This is a genomic window from Streptomyces sp. NPDC002896 (assembly GCF_040295225.1).
Taxonomy (GTDB): domain Bacteria; phylum Actinomycetota; class Actinomycetes; order Streptomycetales; family Streptomycetaceae; genus Streptomyces.
In genome coordinates this window covers 106161-121447 of sequence record NZ_JBEOVA010000015.1, presented here as the reverse complement: position 1 = coordinate 121447, position 15287 = coordinate 106161, and the positions used below count along the sequence as shown (strand labels likewise).

Annotated in this window: 13 protein-coding genes and 1 riboswitch; of the genes, 7 read left to right on the top strand and 6 right to left on the bottom strand. The window is 69.8% G+C overall.

Annotation, left to right across the window (positions count from 1 at the left end; translation table 11 throughout):
* Positions 1 to 122 precede the first annotated feature (122 nt).
* On the top strand, positions 123 to 404 hold the full coding sequence (locus tag ABT009_RS27095; protein WP_351300134.1) for an HPr family phosphocarrier protein: 282 nt from the start codon (positions 123 to 125) through the stop codon (positions 402 to 404).
* 195 nt (positions 405 to 599) lie between these two features.
* Here ABT009_RS27095 and ABT009_RS27090 read toward each other — a convergent pair whose 3' ends face one another.
* The 4 genes from ABT009_RS27090 to ABT009_RS27075 all read right to left on the bottom strand — a co-directional run bounded on the left by ABT009_RS27090 (position 600) and on the right by ABT009_RS27075 (position 5486).
* On the bottom strand, positions 600 to 1286 hold the full coding sequence (locus ABT009_RS27090; protein WP_351300131.1) for a GntR family transcriptional regulator: 687 nt from the start codon (positions 1284 to 1286) through the stop codon (positions 600 to 602).
* A gap of 267 nt (positions 1287 to 1553) precedes the next feature.
* Positions 1554 to 2330, bottom strand: coding sequence for a M23 family metallopeptidase (locus ABT009_RS27085; protein ID WP_351300128.1), 777 nt, complete (start codon positions 2328 to 2330; stop codon positions 1554 to 1556).
* A 12-nt stretch (positions 2331 to 2342) separates the two neighbouring features.
* A riboswitch (cyclic di-AMP (ydaO/yuaA leader) is annotated at positions 2343 to 2506 on the bottom strand.
* 230 nt (positions 2507 to 2736) lie between these two features.
* On the bottom strand, positions 2737 to 4104 hold the full coding sequence (locus tag ABT009_RS27080; RefSeq protein WP_351300359.1) for a M16 family metallopeptidase: 1368 nt from the start codon (positions 4102 to 4104) through the stop codon (positions 2737 to 2739).
* Positions 4105 to 4127: 23 nt separating this feature from the next.
* Positions 4128 to 5486 carry a M16 family metallopeptidase gene (locus ABT009_RS27075; protein WP_351300125.1) on the bottom strand — a complete coding sequence of 453 codons (1359 nt, stop codon included), beginning with the start codon at positions 5484 to 5486 and terminating at the stop codon, positions 4128 to 4130.
* Positions 5487 to 5790: 304 nt separating this feature from the next.
* Here ABT009_RS27075 and ABT009_RS27070 point away from each other — a divergent pair, with 304 nt between their 5' ends.
* Positions 5791 to 8244: a DNA gyrase/topoisomerase IV subunit A gene (locus ABT009_RS27070; protein WP_351300122.1), complete on the top strand. Its 2454-nt coding sequence runs from the start codon at positions 5791 to 5793 to the stop codon at positions 8242 to 8244.
* A 9-nt stretch (positions 8245 to 8253) separates the two neighbouring features.
* On the opposite strand, the gene ABT009_RS27065 is transcribed toward ABT009_RS27070, so the two are convergent.
* Complete coding sequence (locus ABT009_RS27065) at positions 8254 to 9393, bottom strand: CobW family GTP-binding protein (protein ID WP_351300119.1); 1140 nt, start codon at positions 9391 to 9393, stop codon at positions 8254 to 8256.
* 312 nt (positions 9394 to 9705) lie between these two features.
* On the opposite strand from ABT009_RS27065, the gene ABT009_RS27060 reads away from it, so the two are divergent.
* The 5 genes from ABT009_RS27060 (at position 9706) to ABT009_RS27040 (ending at position 14118) form a co-directional block, all read left to right on the top strand.
* Positions 9706 to 10206, top strand: a complete 501-nt coding sequence (locus ABT009_RS27060; protein WP_351300116.1) for a DUF6082 family protein — start codon at positions 9706 to 9708, stop codon at positions 10204 to 10206.
* A gap of 127 nt (positions 10207 to 10333) precedes the next feature.
* Positions 10334 to 10570, top strand: coding sequence for a hypothetical protein (locus ABT009_RS27055; protein ID WP_351300113.1), 237 nt, complete (start codon positions 10334 to 10336; stop codon positions 10568 to 10570).
* Between the two features lie 116 nt (positions 10571 to 10686).
* On the top strand, positions 10687 to 11637 hold the full coding sequence (locus tag ABT009_RS27050; RefSeq protein WP_351300110.1) for a ferredoxin family protein: 951 nt from the start codon (positions 10687 to 10689) through the stop codon (positions 11635 to 11637).
* Between the two features lie 55 nt (positions 11638 to 11692).
* A complete protein-coding gene (locus ABT009_RS27045) occupies positions 11693 to 13441 on the top strand; it encodes an ATP-binding protein (protein ID WP_351300107.1) in 1749 nt (582 codons plus the stop codon).
* Positions 13438 to 14118, top strand: coding sequence for a response regulator (locus ABT009_RS27040; protein ID WP_351300104.1), 681 nt, complete (start codon positions 13438 to 13440; stop codon positions 14116 to 14118). The genes ABT009_RS27045 and ABT009_RS27040 overlap by 4 nt, the downstream gene beginning before the upstream one ends.
* A 79-nt stretch (positions 14119 to 14197) precedes the next feature.
* Here the strand turns inward: ABT009_RS27040 and ABT009_RS27035 are convergent, their stop codons facing one another.
* Positions 14198 to 15256 (bottom strand): ABC transporter substrate-binding protein, encoded by a 1059-nt coding sequence (locus tag ABT009_RS27035; RefSeq protein ID WP_351300101.1) that lies wholly within the window; start codon positions 15254 to 15256, stop codon positions 14198 to 14200.
* Positions 15257 to 15287 lie beyond the last annotated feature (31 nt).

Here is a 15287-nt window from a genome sequence, read left to right as displayed (position 1 = left end):
GTTCCCGGCCGTTTCCGGTCGTTCCTGACGGTTCCGGGACCGTTCCCGACCGTTCCGGGCACGTCCCCGGTATGGAACACTGGTCTAGACAACCCTGAGATAATCCTGAAGGGCAGCATCACATGGCTGAGCGCCGCGTCAACGTCGGCTGGGCCGAGGGTCTCCACGCCCGCCCCGCCTCCATCTTCGTCCGTGCGGCCACAGCCGCGGGCGTCCCCGTGACGATCGCCAAGGCTGACGGCACCCCGGTCAACGCGGCGTCGATGCTCGCGGTGCTGGGCCTCGGCGCCCAGGGCGGCGAGGAGATCGTTCTCGCGTCCGAAGCCGACGGGGCGGATGCCGCCCTCGACCGGCTGGCGAAGCTGGTCTCCGAGGGTCTCGAGGAGCTTCCCGAGACCGTCTGACGACAACAGGCGAATTGCGGCGGAGCCGCGTCTGCTTCCTTTTCGGAGGCGGCGCGGCTCCGCTGTTTTTTGGCGCCACACTCCGGGCCGCGCGCCATACCTTCCGAAGCCCGACCGGGAATTCCGCGCACCCCGATAAATGGGCAGCAAAAAGAGACCCCCACCGAATATCTCTCTTTGTATACGGCGCGTCTGTTAATGCCGCGGGCTCACAGTGTTTACGGCATGTTGCGAACCCCTCACACGGTCCCCGCGGTCGGGAAATCGCAGCCGATGGGCGACAGTGGACCGTTCCGTGTGCAGCGTCGTGAGCGACCGGGCCCGCTCCGCGTCGCCGCGGGCCACGGCGTCGACGATCGCGCCGTGCTCCGCCCACGCCTCCACGGGATGGGCGGGCGTCTCGACGGTGTACATCCAGGCGATCTTGTGCCGGAGCTGGGTGAGCAGCGACGTCAGCCCCGGGCTGCCCGAGGCCTGCGCCAGCGTCTCGTGAAACCAGCCGCCCAGCGACCGCAGATCCTCGCTGTGGCCCCGCCTGGCGCGTTCCTGCCCCAGCCTGACCAGGCCCCGCAGCACCTTCAGGTGCGCCTCGGTACGGCGCTGCGCCGCGCGGGCCGCGCCCAGCGGCTCGAGCAGCATGCGGATCTCCAGCACGTCGGCGGCCTCCTGTTCGGTGGGCTCGGCGACGCAGGCGCCCGCGTGCCTGCGCGTCACGACGAAGCCCTCGGCCTCCAGCGTGCGCAGGGCCTCGCGCACCGGGACACGGGACACCCCGTACCGGCGCGCGAGCAGTTCCTCGGTGAGCCGGCTTCCGCGCTCGTAGACACCCGCGACGATGTCGTCGCGGATTGCCGTGCATACCGAGTGCGCGGGAATCTGCATGACCGGACCTCCGCCTTAATCCCCGCGAAACGCGGTCGATTGACGCCTGTTGACTGACTCTATTGCAACGTGCGGGAATTTCCGACGGCGGGCCGGAATCCATGGATATTTTTTGGACAAATCGGCGCTCGGGAACGACGAAAGCCCCGGCTCGATGAGCCAGGGCTTCCATGAAGCCGAGCTTCGGTGAAGCGGGGCCTCCGAGAAACGAGTCCGGTCTGCCCCGATCCGCTCCCGGACCGGACCGTCACCGGAACCGCTCTCGCGTCAGATCTTCACGCCGTGCGAGCGCAGATAGGCGAGGGGGTTGATGTCGGAGCCGTACTCCTCGGTGGTCCGGGCCTCGAAGTGCAGGTGCGGCCCGGTGACGTTGCCGGTCGCGCCGGATAGGGCTATCTGCTGCCCAGGCGTGACCTTCTGGCCGACGGAGACGGCGATGGACGACAGATGGCCGTACTGGGTGTACGTGCCGTCGTTCATCTTGATCACGATCTGGTTCCCGTAGGAACCGCCCCAGCCGGCGGTGACGACGGTGCCGGAGCCGACGGAGTGGACGGGAGTGCCGGACGCGGCGTGGAAGTCGACGCCGGTGTGGCTGCCGGACGACCACAGAGAGCCGCCGGTCTTGTAGCCGGTGGAGACATAGGAACCGGTGATCGGCAGCACGAAGGCGTTGAGGCGCCTGCGCTCGGCCTCGCGCGCGGCGCGCTCCTTGGCCGCACGCTCCTTGGCCTCGCGCTCCTTCTTGGCCTTCGCCTCGGCCTTGCGCTTCTCCTCGGCGGCCTTCTTCTTGGCGGCGGCCTCTTCGGCTGCCTGCTGCTGCGCGGCGGCCTGAGCGTCGATCTTCTCGGCGATGGACTCGCCGAGGGTGACGGCCTGCGTCAGGCCGGTCTGCTCGGCGGTCGTGTCGGCTGCCATGGCGGGGGCGGCGAGGGTGCCCATGACGCCGGTGGTGGTGAGGGCCGCGATACCCGCCGCGCTTGCGGTCCTGCGGGTGAGGCGGCTCGGACGACGATGCTTCCCGGTGGCGCGGGTGAACGCCATGTAGTGGCTGGTCCTTTCCTTCCTTCTCGCCTACCGGGTTAGCTGACGGGTTCGGAGCAGGAAGGTCTCCTACGGGCCCCTCGACACGGTCAAGGACCCCGATTCACCCCAGGGGACTGCGATGGGTCCCCGGCTCCCCTGGCTCACACCGTCCGGGGACTCGGCGATGACTGTCCGGTGCCGCGGGCGCGGCGCACTGCCTGACGAACAGCCGGACCGACGCTAAACGGGACATCTTTCAATCAACAAACGCAGCATGTGATTTGTAGTGCATGCCACAGGGCAGACAGGCAGGCTCTCCAACAATTCGGACAAACGAGAACCCCGGTGGCTCTGCAGCCACCGGGGTCCCTCCGGGCCTGTGCGGCGCCCGCCCGGATGCCGGGCGGGCGGTACCGCGTCCGGACTAGCCCGTGACGACCGTCACTTCACCGATTCCGAGTGCCCTGACGGGTTCCTCGATCTTGGACGCGTCACCCACGAGGACGGTCACCAGACGGTCCACCGGGAAGGCGCTGACCGCCGCGGCCGTGGCCTCGACTGTGCCGGTCGCGGCGAGCTGCTGGTACAGCTCCGCCTGGAAGTCGTCCGGGAGATGCTGCTCGACCTGGTCGGCCAGCGTGCCCGCAACGGCCGCCGCCGTCTCGTACTTGAGCGGCGCGACACCCACCAGGTTGTGCACCGCGGCGTCGCGCTCGGCGTCCGTGAGGCCCTCGGCGGCGAGCGTACGCAGCACCTTCCACAGGTCGTCGAGCGCCGGGCCGGTGTTCGGGGTGTCCACCGAGCCGCTGATGGCGAGCATCGCGGCGCCGCTGCCGTCCGGCGCGGAGCGCAGTACCTGGCCGAACGCCCTTACGCCGTAGGTGTATCCCTTCTCCTCGCGCAGGACGCGGTCCAGGCGCGAGGTGAGGGTGCCGCCCAGGCAGTAGGTGCCGAGCACCTGGGCGGGCCAGACGCGGTCGTGGCGGTCCGGGCCGATCCGGCCGATGAGCAGCTGCGTCTGGACCGCGCCGGGGCGGTCGACGATGACGACGCGGCCGGTGTCGTCGGCCGTCACCGGCGGCACGGGGCGGGGCTCGGCGGGCGAGCCGGTCCAGGCGCCGAGTGTGTCCGCGAGGAGCGCGTCCAGGTCGGTGCCGGAGAGGTCGCCCACGACGACGGCGGTGGCCGTGGCGGGACGTACGTGCTTCTCGTAGAAGGCGCGCACGGCCGACGAGTCGATGCCCGCGACCGTCTCCTCGGTGCCCTGCCGGGGGCGGGACGTGCGCGAGTCCGCCGGGAACAGCTCCTTGGAGAGCTCCTTGGCGGCGCGGCGGGCCGGGTTGGCGGTCTCGTGCGGGATCTCGTCGAGCCGGTTGCGTACGAGCCGCTCGATCTCGCTGTCCGCGAACGCGGGCGCCCTGAGCGCGTCGGCGAGCAGGCCGAGGGCCTTCGGCAGCCGGGAGACGGGGACTTCGAGCGAGAGCCGTACGCCGGGGTGGTCGGCGTGCGAGTCGAGCGTGGCGCCGCAGCGCTCCAGCTCGGCGGCGAACTCCTCCGCCGAGTGCTTGTCGGTGCCCTCGGAGAAGGCCCGGGCCATGATCGTGGCGACGCCGTCCAGGCCGGCCGGCTCCGCGTCCAGCGGGCTGTCGAGAAGGATCTCGACGGCGACGACCTGCTGGCCGGGGCGGTGGCAGCGCAGCACCGTGAGGCCGTTGTCCAGCGTGCCGCGGTCGGGTGCGGGGAAGGCCCAAGGCTTGGCGGGGCCTGCCTGGGGCTGCGGGTGGAATTCCATGATCACAGTGTTTTCAGCCTCGGTCACTTCGCCGCCTCCTCGTCTGCGGTGTCGTCGGTGTCCTCGGCGGCCTCGGGGTGCGCGAGGGGCTCGTAGACGAGCACCGCGCGGTTGTCCGGCCGCAGGCGGGCCCTGGCCATGTCCCGCACCTCCTCCGGCGTGACCTCGAGCACCCGCTTGACGGCGGTCAGGGCGAGCTGCGGGTCGCCGAACAGGACGGCGTACCGGCAGAGTTCGTCGGCGCGGCCCGCGACCGTGCCGAGCCGGTCCAGCCACTCGCGCTCCAACTGCGCCTGCGCGCGCTCCATCTCCTCCGGCGTGGGGCCCTCCTCGGCGAACCGGGCGAGCTCCTCGTCGACGGCGGCCTCGATGACCGGGACCTCCACATCGCCGGACGTCTTCACGTCCAGCCAGCCGAGCGACGGGGCTCCGGCCAGCCTGAGCAGCCCGAATCCGGCCACGACGGCGGTGCGGTCGCGGCGGACGAGGCGGTTGTAGAGGCGGGACGACTCGCCGCCGCCGAGGACGGTGAGCGCCAGGTCGGCCGCGTCGCACGCACGCGTGCCGTCCTCCGGCAGCCGGTAGGCGGCCATCAGGGCGCGGGCCGGGACCTCCTCCTCGATTACCTCGCGCAGCTGTTCGCCGATGATCTCCGGGAGGCTTCCGTCGCGCGGGGCGGGCTTGCCATCGTGCGACGGGATGGAGCCGAAGTACTTCTCGATCCAGGCGAGCGTCTGCTCCGGGTCGATATCGCCCACGACCGACAGGACGGCGTTGTTCGGCGCGTAGTACGTGCGGAAGAAGGTCCGCGCGTCCTCGAGCGTCGCCGCGTCCAGGTCGGTCATCGAGCCGATCGGCGTGTGGTGGTAGGGGTGGCCGTCCGGGTACGACAGGGCGGTCAGCTTCTCGAAGGCCGTGCCGTACGGCACGTTGTCGTAGCGCTGGCGGCGCTCGTTCTTGACGACGTCCCGCTGGTTCTCCATGGACTCCTCGTCGAGGGCGGCGAGGAGGGAGCCCATACGGTCGGCCTCCAGCCAGAGCGCGAGCTCCAGCTGGTGCGCGGGCATCGTCTCGAAGTAGTTGGTGCGCTCGAAGCTCGTGGTGCCGTTCAGCGAGCCGCCGGCGCCCTGGACCAGCTCGAAGTGGCCGTTGCCCGTCACCTGGGCCGAGCCCTGGAACATCAGGTGCTCGAAGAGGTGGGCAAGGCCGGTGCGACCCTTGACCTCGTGGCGCGAGCCGACGTCATACCAGAGGCAGACCGCGGCGACCGGGGTCAGGTGGTCCTCGGAGAGCACGACGCGCAGGCCGTTGGCCAGCCGGTGCTCGGTCGCTGTCAGGCCGCCGGAACCGGCCTGAGCTGTGGCCGTGTGACCCATGGGCATGTACGTCCCTTCGATCGCGAAACTGAAAGGTTCTGCAGCTCCTGCCACTGTATGCAAGCACGCTGACACCTGGCGAAGTTCCAGCGGGCCTGCCGCGGCCGCTCCCGTTGTGGGCAATCGTTCCGCACGTCTGGGGCGCCTCCTGCCGGGGGCGCCCCAGACGTGGTCAGGCGGCCCGCCGCCGCCGTTGTCAGTGGCCCGGTCCACAGTTGTCCGTGGGGCGGTCCACAATGGTCCGCAGCAGATCCGTTCATGGCCCTGAGCCCGATGGCCCGGCAGACAGTGTGAAGGAGCCGCAGCAGCGATGGCCCGCCGCAGCACGAAGACCCCGCCGCCCGACGACTTCGAGGAGAAGATCCTCGACATCGACGTCGTCGACGAGATGCAGGGCTCCTTCCTCGAGTACGCCTACTCGGTGATCTACTCCCGGGCCCTGCCGGACGCCCGGGACGGCCTGAAGCCCGTGCACCGCCGCATCGTCTATCAGATGAACGAGATGGGCCTGCGCCCCGACCGCAGCTATGTGAAGTGCGCCCGCGTCGTCGGCGAGGTCATGGGTAAGTTGCACCCGCACGGCGACGCGTCGATCTACGACGCCCTGGTGCGGATGGCCCAGCCCTTCTCGATGCGCGTGCCGCTGGTCGACGGCCACGGCAACTTCGGCTCGCTGGGCAACGACGACCCGCCGGCCGCCATGCGGTACACGGAGTGCCGGATGGCCGACGCCACGTCGCTGATGACGGAGTCCATCGACGAGGACACGGTCGACTTCCAGCCGAACTACGACGGCCAGGAGCAGGAGCCGGTCGCCCTGCCCGCCGCGTATCCGAACCTGCTGGTGAACGGCTCGTCCGGAATCGCGGTCGGCATGGCGACGAACATGCCGCCGCACAACCTCGGCGAGGTCATCGCCGCCGCCCGCCATCTGATCAGGTATCCGGGCGCCGACCTCGACACGCTCATGAAGTACGTCCCGGGCCCCGACCTGCCCACGGGCGGCCGCATCGTCGGCATCTCCGGGATCAGGGACGCGTACGAGACGGGCCGCGGCACGTTCAAGATCCGCGCCACGGTGTCCGTGGAGACCGTGACTGCGCGCCGCAAGGGCCTCGTCGTGACCGAGCTGCCGTTCACCGTCGGCCCGGAGAAGGTGATCGCCAAGATCAAGGACCTGGTCGGCTCGAAGAGGCTGCAGGGCATCGCCGACGTCAAGGACCTCACGGACCGTGCGCACGGCCTGCGCCTGGTGATCGAGATCAAGAACGGCTTCGTGCCGGAGGCGGTCCTGGAGCAGCTGTACAAGCTGACGCCGATGGAGGAGTCCTTCGGCATCAACAACGTCGCGCTGGTCGACGGCCAGCCGCTCACGCTGGGCCTGAAGGAGCTGCTCGAGGTCTATCTCGACCACCGCTTCAACGTCGTGCGCCGCCGCAGCGAGTTCCGCCGCGGCAAGAAGCGCGACCGGCTGCACCTGGTCGACGGCCTGCTGGTCGCACTGATTGACATCGACGAGGTCATCCAGCTCATCCGCTCCAGCGAGAACTCCGCGCAGGCCAAGGAGCGCCTGATGAGGCGGTTCGCGCTGAGCGACGTCCAGACGCAGTACATCCTCGACACGCCGCTGCGCCGCCTCACCAAGTTCGACCGTATCGAGCTCGAGGCGGAGCGGGACCGGCTGAACGCGGAGATCGAGGAGCTGACCCGCATCCTCGAGTCGGACGCCGAGCTGCGCAAGCTCGTGTCGAACGAACTGGCCGCGGTGGCCAAGAAGTTCGGCACCGAACGGCGCACGGTGCTGCTGGAGTCGGCGGACGCCCCCGCGGCCGCGGTGCCGCTGCAGGTCGCCGACGACCCGTGCCGGGTTCTGCTGTCGTCGACGGGTCTCCTGGCGCGTACGCCCAACGGCAACCCCTTCGAGGACGGCGGCGGCAAGCGCGTCAAGCACGACGTGGTCGTGTCGTGCGTGCCGGCGACGGCACGCGGCGAGGTGGGCGCGGTCACGTCGTCCGGCCGGCTGCTGCGGGTGGCGGTGGTCGACCTGCCGCAGCTCCCGGAGTCGACCCCGTCGCCCAACCTCTCGGGCGGCGCCCCGCTGTCGGAGTTCCTGTCCCTGGAGGCCGACGAGCGGGTCGTGTGCCTGACGACCCTCGACGAGTCGTCTCCCGGCCTGGCTCTCGGCACCGAGCAGGGCGTCGTCAAGCGTGTCGTCCCGGACTACCCGTCGAACAAGGACGAGCTGGAGGTCATCACCCTCAAGGAGGGCGACCGGATCGTCGGCGCGGTCGAGCTGCATACGGGCGAGGAGGACCTGGTCTTCATCACGGACGACGCCCAGCTGCTGCGCTTCCAGGCATCGCAGGTCCGCCCGCAGGGCCGCCCGGCCGGCGGCATGGCGGGCATCAAGCTCGCCGAGGGCGCGAAGGTCATCTCGTTCACCGCGGTCGACCCCTCGGTGGACGCGGTGGTGTTCACGGTCGCGGGCTCGCGCGGCACGCTGGACGACTCGGTCCAGACAACGGCCAAGCTGACCCCCTTCGACCAGTACCCGCGCAAGGGCCGCGCGACGGCCGGCGTGCGCTGCCAGCGCTTCCTGAAGGGCGAGGACTGCCTGAGCTTCGCCTGGGCCGGCGCGACACCCGCCCGCGCGGCGCAGAAGAACGGCACGCCGACGGAACTGCCGGAGATCGACCCGCGCCGGGACGGCTCGGGTGTGTCGCTCGGCAAGCCGGTGGCGGTGGTGGCGGGCCCGCCGGCGTAAGGCGCGAGGTCAGCCGGCCTCTGCCTGCTCGGATTCCTGCAGGTAGTCGAGTTCCCGCAGGATCTCGGCTCCCTGCGGGGCCTCGGCTTCCTCTGGTTTCTGTACGTAGCGGAGGACGCCCCACATGCTGCGCTCGTCGGCGTGGGGGGCGTCCGGGCTGCCGAGGCAGTCGTCACGGATGGCGTCGAGCTCCTTGTGAAGAGCGGCGATGTCGATGCCGGAACCGATGAGGACAAGCTGGGTGAGCCGCGCCTCGCCGACCGCCCAGGGCTCCGGGTAGAACCGCAGAAACGGGCCGACGGCGTGCACGACGTACCGGTTGCGCACGTCTGCCGCGCCGAAGTCGACGTGGCCCTTGATGCGGTAGAGCCCTTCGGGCCGGCGTTCGAGGAACTCCATCAGCCGACGCGGGCTCAGCGGCACGTCGGAGGTGAAGGAGAGACTGTCGTAGGCGGCGTGCAGATGGCCGCTGTGATGGTGCCCGTCGTCCTGCGCACCGTCATGGTCATGCAGGTCATCGAAGGAGAGCTGCCCGATACGCTCCTCGGCGGGCTTGCGGTCGAAGAGCAGCTCCGGATCGATCCGCCCGTACGACGCGGGGACGACGGCCGCACGACCGGCGAGCCCGCGGACCAGCTCGATGGTCCGCTCCCGCTGCTCCTCCGGCACACGGTCGGCCTTGTTGACCACGACGAGGTCGGCGATGGCCAGATGCCGCTCGATCTCCGGATGCCGCTCCCGGGTGTTGCCGAACTCGGCGGCATCGACGACCTCGACCAGCCCGCCGTACACGACGCGCGGATTCTCGCTGGCGAGAAGCATGCGGACGAGTTCCTGCGGCTCGGCGAGGCCGCTCGCCTCGATGACGACGACATCGATACGGGCGGAGGGCCGGGTCAACTTGTCCAGGTACTGGTCGAGGTCGCTCGCATCCACGGCGCAGCACAGACAGCCGTTGCCGAGCGAGACGGTGGAGTCGCCGAGCGCTCCCGCCACAGCCATCGCGTCGATCTCGATCGCCCCGAAGTCATTGACGATCGCACCGATCCGACTGCCTCCGCTGCTGTGCAGGAGGTGGTTGAGCAGCGTGGTCTTCCCGGATCCCAGGAACCCCGCGAGTACGACGACCGGGACCTGCCGCTCACTCAACTGGCGACCTTTCTTGTGAAACGGGTGTTGTACGGCGGTTCTTGTTCGACGACAGAGACCGACCCAGAATATGTGCGCCCAGAACGGCGGCAAAGTGAACGATTGTTAGCAGTGCTTGCTGGGCACACACCAAGCACGGCGCCGGTTACGCACGACAAAACCTTACTTCCGTGCGCCTCCTCTACCGCCTCCCGCCGATCAGAGCCGCTCGGCACCCTGGGAGACGGCAAGCGCGACACCATCGCTCGCCGGTCCAATCCCGTCGACCCGCACCCGACGCCCGGCGGACGGTCGCCTGAATCGGGGGTTGACATGGCCACACAGAAGCTTGGGATACGGGGGTTGGGCCCCGCGGCAGCAGTGCTGGCACTCGCGGCTGCGGGGACTCTGGCGCGGCTGGCGGCGCAGCAGCGCAGATACGACGCCCTCAACCAGCAGCACCGGCTCAACTTCGAACTGCTCTGCAAGGCCATGAGCGATCCGGCTCTGGCTACCGTCCTGGACACGTATGACAGCGAGGTACCGGCAGACGTTCAACGCCAGTACCTGTTCGCCAACGCGATGTACATCAATTCCATCCACTCTCACCGGATCGGAGCCTTGAGCCGAGCGGAACTCTATGGACACCTTCGAGTGATGTGTCAGAACCGGGTGTTCCGCGACTACTGGGAGGCCACCCGCCACCATCGGGCGAGCCTCCCCGGATTCTCGGATGAGGCGGAGCTTGGCCAGATGATGGACAAGCTGATCCGGGACCAGGAGGACGCTGATACAGAGCAATGGTGGGTGGTGGGCGAACTCCCCAACGAGTAGGGCCATTTGGCCTAGTGCGTCACGCGTACCAGGCCAAGATCCGAGGGGTACTCTTTCCCCGTCCTTTCGGGCCTCAGCTGTCCCTGCCCGCACACCACTACAACTATTGCCAAGGACCGGGATCCTCTTGAAGATCGTGCGCCGCATCGGCGCTTCGCCCCGCGAGCGGGGTAGCGCGACTGGCCAGACGTGCCCTGACCTCTTCGAATTGAGCGACGGGAACTTCGCAGTCATCGGGACAGAGGCCACCGCCGCGCTCGAGAAGGAGCTGCCTCCGGACGCGTCTCGCGCCGAATACGAGCGCATCGTGATCGTGAGCCGCGAGACCCTGGTCCGTGCGAAGGCGGACATCCCCGACGCCTAGCCACCCTCAGACTTCCCGGGTCCGGCACCGACACGCGTTGGTGCCGGACCCGCAACGTTTTCGATCTCGGATGCCCCAAGATTCGCAGACCGGTGATTCAGGTTAGGCTCACCTACGTGAGTACCTGCGCGACCGCCTCCCAGGCCCTCGACGAGCCCCTCGTCGGGACCGCCGCCACGGCGCGGACATGGCTGCTGGTGGAGCAGCCGGGCCCCTGGGGTGCCAAGGCGCTCACATCCAGCCACCTAGACCCGGTGCTCGGCCGCGCCTTGGAGGCGGCGGCCCAAGGGACGGGCGTACGAGTAGCCCTCATCCGGCGCCCAGGACGCCACGCCGACTGCCACACGCCCACCCGCCGGCAGGTGTACGCAGCCCACACCGCCCCCGGCAACACCTGGCTGCGCAGCGCCACTACAGAATCCCCCGAGCAGTTGCTCCAGCTCGACTTCCAGGCCCTCGGCATGGGCGATCACCGCACCTTCGACCGCGTCCTCCAGGGCGGCGCCCACACCGGTTCCCCGCTCACCCTCGTCTGCACCAACGGCAAGCGCGACCGCTGCTGCGCCCTCCTTGGGCGGCCCCTCGCCGCCGAGCTTGAGGCGTCCGGGGTCGACGGCGTCTGGGAGGTCACCCACCTCGGCGGCCACCGGTTCTCCCCGACGCTCCTGGTGCTGCCGTACGGATACGCGTACGGCCGCGTCGCGGCTCACCATGTGAAGGAGATCCTCGAAGGGGTCCGGACGGGTCGCATCGTCACCCAAAGGTGTCGTGGGAACTCCGCTTGGGAGCGGCCGGGGCAGGCCGCCGAGCTGGCGGTGCGTACGTCGACGGGCGAAGACCGCGCCGACATGCTCACCGTCGAACGGACAGAGGGCACCGCTCCGCGCTGGGACGTGACCGTCGCTCACACGGACGGGCGCCAGTGGCGGGTCACCGTCGCGCAGGGGGCCTCCCTGCCGCCCCGCCCCGAGAGCTGCGGCTCTCCCCTGGGCTCACCGGCGAGGATGGACGTCGTTGCGGTGCGGGAGTTCCGTCCGGCGGCCCGCACGGCCTGCCTCACCCGCTGAGATAGGCGCCACAGGGGCTTAGGCGTAGCCCGCCCGCCCCCGTACCTTCGTACCCATGAGCCCGACCCCCGCCGCCCGACGACTGCGCCTCGGTCTGCCCCGGCGCGTCTTCTCCCAGGTGCTGCTGATGCAGCTGGCGATAGCCGCTGGTGTCGCCGTGCTCGCCACCGGGCTCTTCCTCGCCCCGCTCAGCGAGCAACTCGACGACCAGGCGATGCGGCGTGCGCTCGCCATCGCGCAGACCACGGCGGCGCAGCCGCAGATCGCCGAGGATCTGCAGTCGTCGCGGCCCACGCGCGACGGGCCCGTGCAGGTCGAGGCGGAGCGGATACGGCGGGCCAGCGGCGCCGAATACGTCGTGATCATGAACAAGCAAGGGATCCGCTGGTCGCACACCGATCTCGAGGAGATAGGAAAGCGGGTCTCGACCGACCCCAGTGCGGCGCTGGCCGGCCACGAGGTCATGCAGATCGACAGCGGCACGCTCGGCCGCTCGGCCCGCGGCAAAGTCCCCCTGCGCGACGCCGACGGCACGATCATCGGCGCGGTCTCCGTCGGCATCGAGTACGACAGCGTCCGGGCCCGGTTGATCAACGCCATACCGGGGCTGTTCGCGTACGCGGGCGGGGCCCTGGCCGTCGGTGCGCTCGCCGCGTACGTGATCTCCCGGCGGGTGCAGCGGCAGACCCGCGACCTGGCCTTCTCGGACATCTCCGCGCTGCTCGCCGAGCGCGAGGCGATGCTGCACGGCATACGCGAGGGCGTGGTCGCCCTGGACCGCGGTGGCCGGATCCGGCTGCTCAACGACGAGGCCCAGCGGCTCCTGGCGCTCGACGCGGAGGCGATCGGGCAGCCCCTGGACACGGCGCTCGGACCGGGGCGTACGACGGATGTGCTGGCCGGGCGCGTCACCGGCACCGATCTGCTGACGGTGCGCGGCCAGCGCGTACTCGTCGCGAACCGTATGCCCACCGATGACGGCGGCGCCGTCGCCACCCTGCGCGACCGCACCGAGCTCGAGCAGCTCGGTCGCGAGCTCGACTCCACCCGCGGCCTGATCGACGCCCTGCGCGCGCAGGACCACGAGCACGCCAACCGCATGCACACGCTCCTCGGGCTGCTGGAGCTGGAGATGTACGACGACGCGGTGGAGTTCGTCGGCGAGGTGGTCGGCGATCACCGCGCCACGGCCGAACAGGTCACCGAGAAGATCCACGATCCCCTGCTCGCTGCCCTGCTGGTTGGGAAGGCCACGGTCGCGGCGGAGCGCGGCGTGGCCTTGTGGATCTCGGACGACACCCTGCTCCCCGACCGGCTGATCGACCCCCGGGGACTGGTCACTGTCGTCGGCAATCTCGTCGACAACGCACTGGACGCCGTCGCAGGGACTCCGCACGCGCGCGTGGAGGTCACGTTGCGCGCCGAGGGGCGCACGGCGATCCTCCGCATCCGGGACACGGGGCCCGGGATTCCGGCGGAACAGCGCGAATTGATCTTCACCGAGGGATGGTCCACGAAGAAGCCCCCGGCCCACGGCAAACGGGGCATCGGCCTCGCCCTGGTACGCCGGCTCGCCGAACGGCAGGGCGGCAGGGCGGAGGTCGGCGAGGCGGTCGGCGGAGGCGCGGAGTTCACCGTGGTCCTTCCGGAGGCGCTCACGGAGCCCGGCATGGCACCGGAGGCGCTCACGGAGCCCGGCATCGCACCGGAATCCGCCACCGGCGCCAACGGCGCAACGGGCGCACCGGACGCCACGAGCAGTGCGGATGCCGCCCGTACGACCACGATGGAGGAGTCGCGATGATCGAGGTACTGGTCGTGGACGACGACACCCGGGTCGCGCGGGTCAATGCCGCGTACGTGGAGAAGGTCGCGGGCTTCCACGTCGCGGGCGAGGCGCACACCGGGGCCGAGGCGCTGCGGCTGGTGGACAGCCTCCCCCGGCTCGACCTGGTGCTTCTCGACCACTATCTGCCGGACGAGACAGGCCTGGCGGTGGTGCGCGAGATGCGGCGCCGCGGCCACCAGACCGACGTGATCATGGTGACCGCGGCCCGTGACGTCTCCACCGTCCAGGCCGCGATGCGGCTCGGCGCACTCCAGTACCTGGTCAAGCCCTTCGCCTTCGCGGGACTGCGCGCCAAGCTCGAGGCGTACGCCGAGCTGCGCCGCACTCTCGACTCCGGCGGCCAGGCCGAGCAGGCCGAGGTCGACCGGATCTTCGGCGCCCTGTCGGCCGGTTCGCAGGCGGAGCTGCCCAAGGGCCACTCCCGCAACACCGCGGAGCTCGTACGCCGGGCGCTGGAGAGCGCCGAGGCCCCGCTGTCGGCACAGGAGATCGCGGACCGGACGGGGCTGAGCCGGCAGACGGCCCAGCGCTATCTGAAGCTGCTGGAGCGCACCGGCCAGGCCAGGCTGACGCTGAAATACGGCGACGCGGGCCGCCCGCAGCACTGCTACGTCTGGGCGGCCCGCGTCTGAGGGTGCGGTGGCCGAGGGCGTGGGGGCCGCTGGGCGACCGCACGCACGGCTGTCGGAGGGGTCGGCCGTAGACCAGGGATCAGCCGGCGGCCTTCTCCACGAACTCGGTGGTGAACGTCTTGCTCAAATCGACCTTGGCGTTCTTGATGTTGGGGTTGAACGCCTTGAGGACACGCTCGACGGTCTCGGGACCGTTCTCGGGCATGACGCCATCGGTCGTGAACATCGGCAGTGTGCTCTTGATCGACTGGGCGTAGAGGTCCTTGTCCCCCTGCGCGTAGTCGGCCGGCATCTTGGCGGCGATCTCGTCGGCGCTGTGCGTGGACATCCACTTGAGGGTCTTCACGAAGGCGTTGGCGAGCTTCTGGACGGTGTCCTTGTGGCTGTTCACCCAGTCCGTCTGCATGTAGAGGCTGGACGACGGGTACGGTCCGCCGAGCGCCTCCTGCGAACCCTCCGGGGTGCGCATGTCGACGAGGATCTTGCCGAGCTTCTGGTCAAGGACCGTCGCCACGGTCGGGTCCGTGGTCATGCCGCCGTCGATGGAACCCTTCTTCAGCGGGGCGATGAAGGTCGGTCCGGCACCGACGGCGACCGGCGTGAACTCGCTGACCTGCACGCCGTTCTTCACCGCGAGGTACTTGGTGAGGAAGTCCGTCGAGGAGCCGAGGCTGGTGATGCCGAGCTTCTTGCCCTTGAAGTCCTTGGGGGACTTGATGTCAGCCGCGGCCTTGTTGGAGACGATCTCCACCTCGCCGGGGGCCCGCGAGAACTGCACGACGGACTCGACGGCCTTGCCCTTGGTCTGCAGGTCGAGGGTGTGGTCGTAGAAGCCGACGGCGCCCTGGACCTGGCCGCTGACCAGCGCGGTCTCGGCCTGGACACCGGCCGGCTCGCTCAGCATCTCCACGTCGAGGCCCTCGTCCTTGAAGTAGCCGAGCCGCTGGGTGAGCATCGCGGGCAGGTAGATGACCTTGTCCAGGCCACCGACCATGATCTTGACGTGCTCACCCTTGCCGTCCCCCTTGCTACCGGAGTCGGCGGCCGAACCGGCCGCGTCGTCGGCGCAGGCGGTGAGCGAGGAGAGTGCGAGCAGGCCGGCCGCTGCCAACGCCGGGATTCTGACGGTCTTACGCATGTTCGGTCACGTCCTTGTGAGATGGCGGTAC

What these genes read in the sequence shown, in the direction of transcription:
- ABT009_RS27035 (WP_351300101.1), bottom strand. Translation starts at nt 15,256, where the DNA reads ATGCGTAAGACCGTCAGAATCCCGGCGTTGGCAGCGGCCGGCCTGCTC.
- ABT009_RS27070 (WP_351300122.1), top strand. Translation starts at nt 5,791, where the DNA reads ATGGCCCGCCGCAGCACGAAGACCCCGCCGCCCGACGACTTCGAGGAG.
- ABT009_RS27075 (WP_351300125.1), bottom strand. Translation starts at nt 5,486, where the DNA reads ATGCCCATGGGTCACACGGCCACAGCTCAGGCCGGTTCCGGCGGCCTG.
- ABT009_RS27080 (WP_351300359.1), bottom strand. Translation starts at nt 4,104, where the DNA reads ATGGAATTCCACCCGCAGCCCCAGGCAGGCCCCGCCAAGCCTTGGGCC.
- ABT009_RS27095 (WP_351300134.1), top strand. Translation starts at nt 123, where the DNA reads ATGGCTGAGCGCCGCGTCAACGTCGGCTGGGCCGAGGGTCTCCACGCC.
- ABT009_RS27085 (WP_351300128.1), bottom strand. Translation starts at nt 2,330, where the DNA reads ATGGCGTTCACCCGCGCCACCGGGAAGCATCGTCGTCCGAGCCGCCTC.
- ABT009_RS27045 (WP_351300107.1), top strand. Translation starts at nt 11,693, where the DNA reads ATGAGCCCGACCCCCGCCGCCCGACGACTGCGCCTCGGTCTGCCCCGG.
- ABT009_RS27060 (WP_351300116.1), top strand. Translation starts at nt 9,706, where the DNA reads ATGGCCACACAGAAGCTTGGGATACGGGGGTTGGGCCCCGCGGCAGCA.
- ABT009_RS27090 (WP_351300131.1), bottom strand. Translation starts at nt 1,286, where the DNA reads ATGCAGATTCCCGCGCACTCGGTATGCACGGCAATCCGCGACGACATC.
- ABT009_RS27040 (WP_351300104.1), top strand. Translation starts at nt 13,438, where the DNA reads ATGATCGAGGTACTGGTCGTGGACGACGACACCCGGGTCGCGCGGGTC.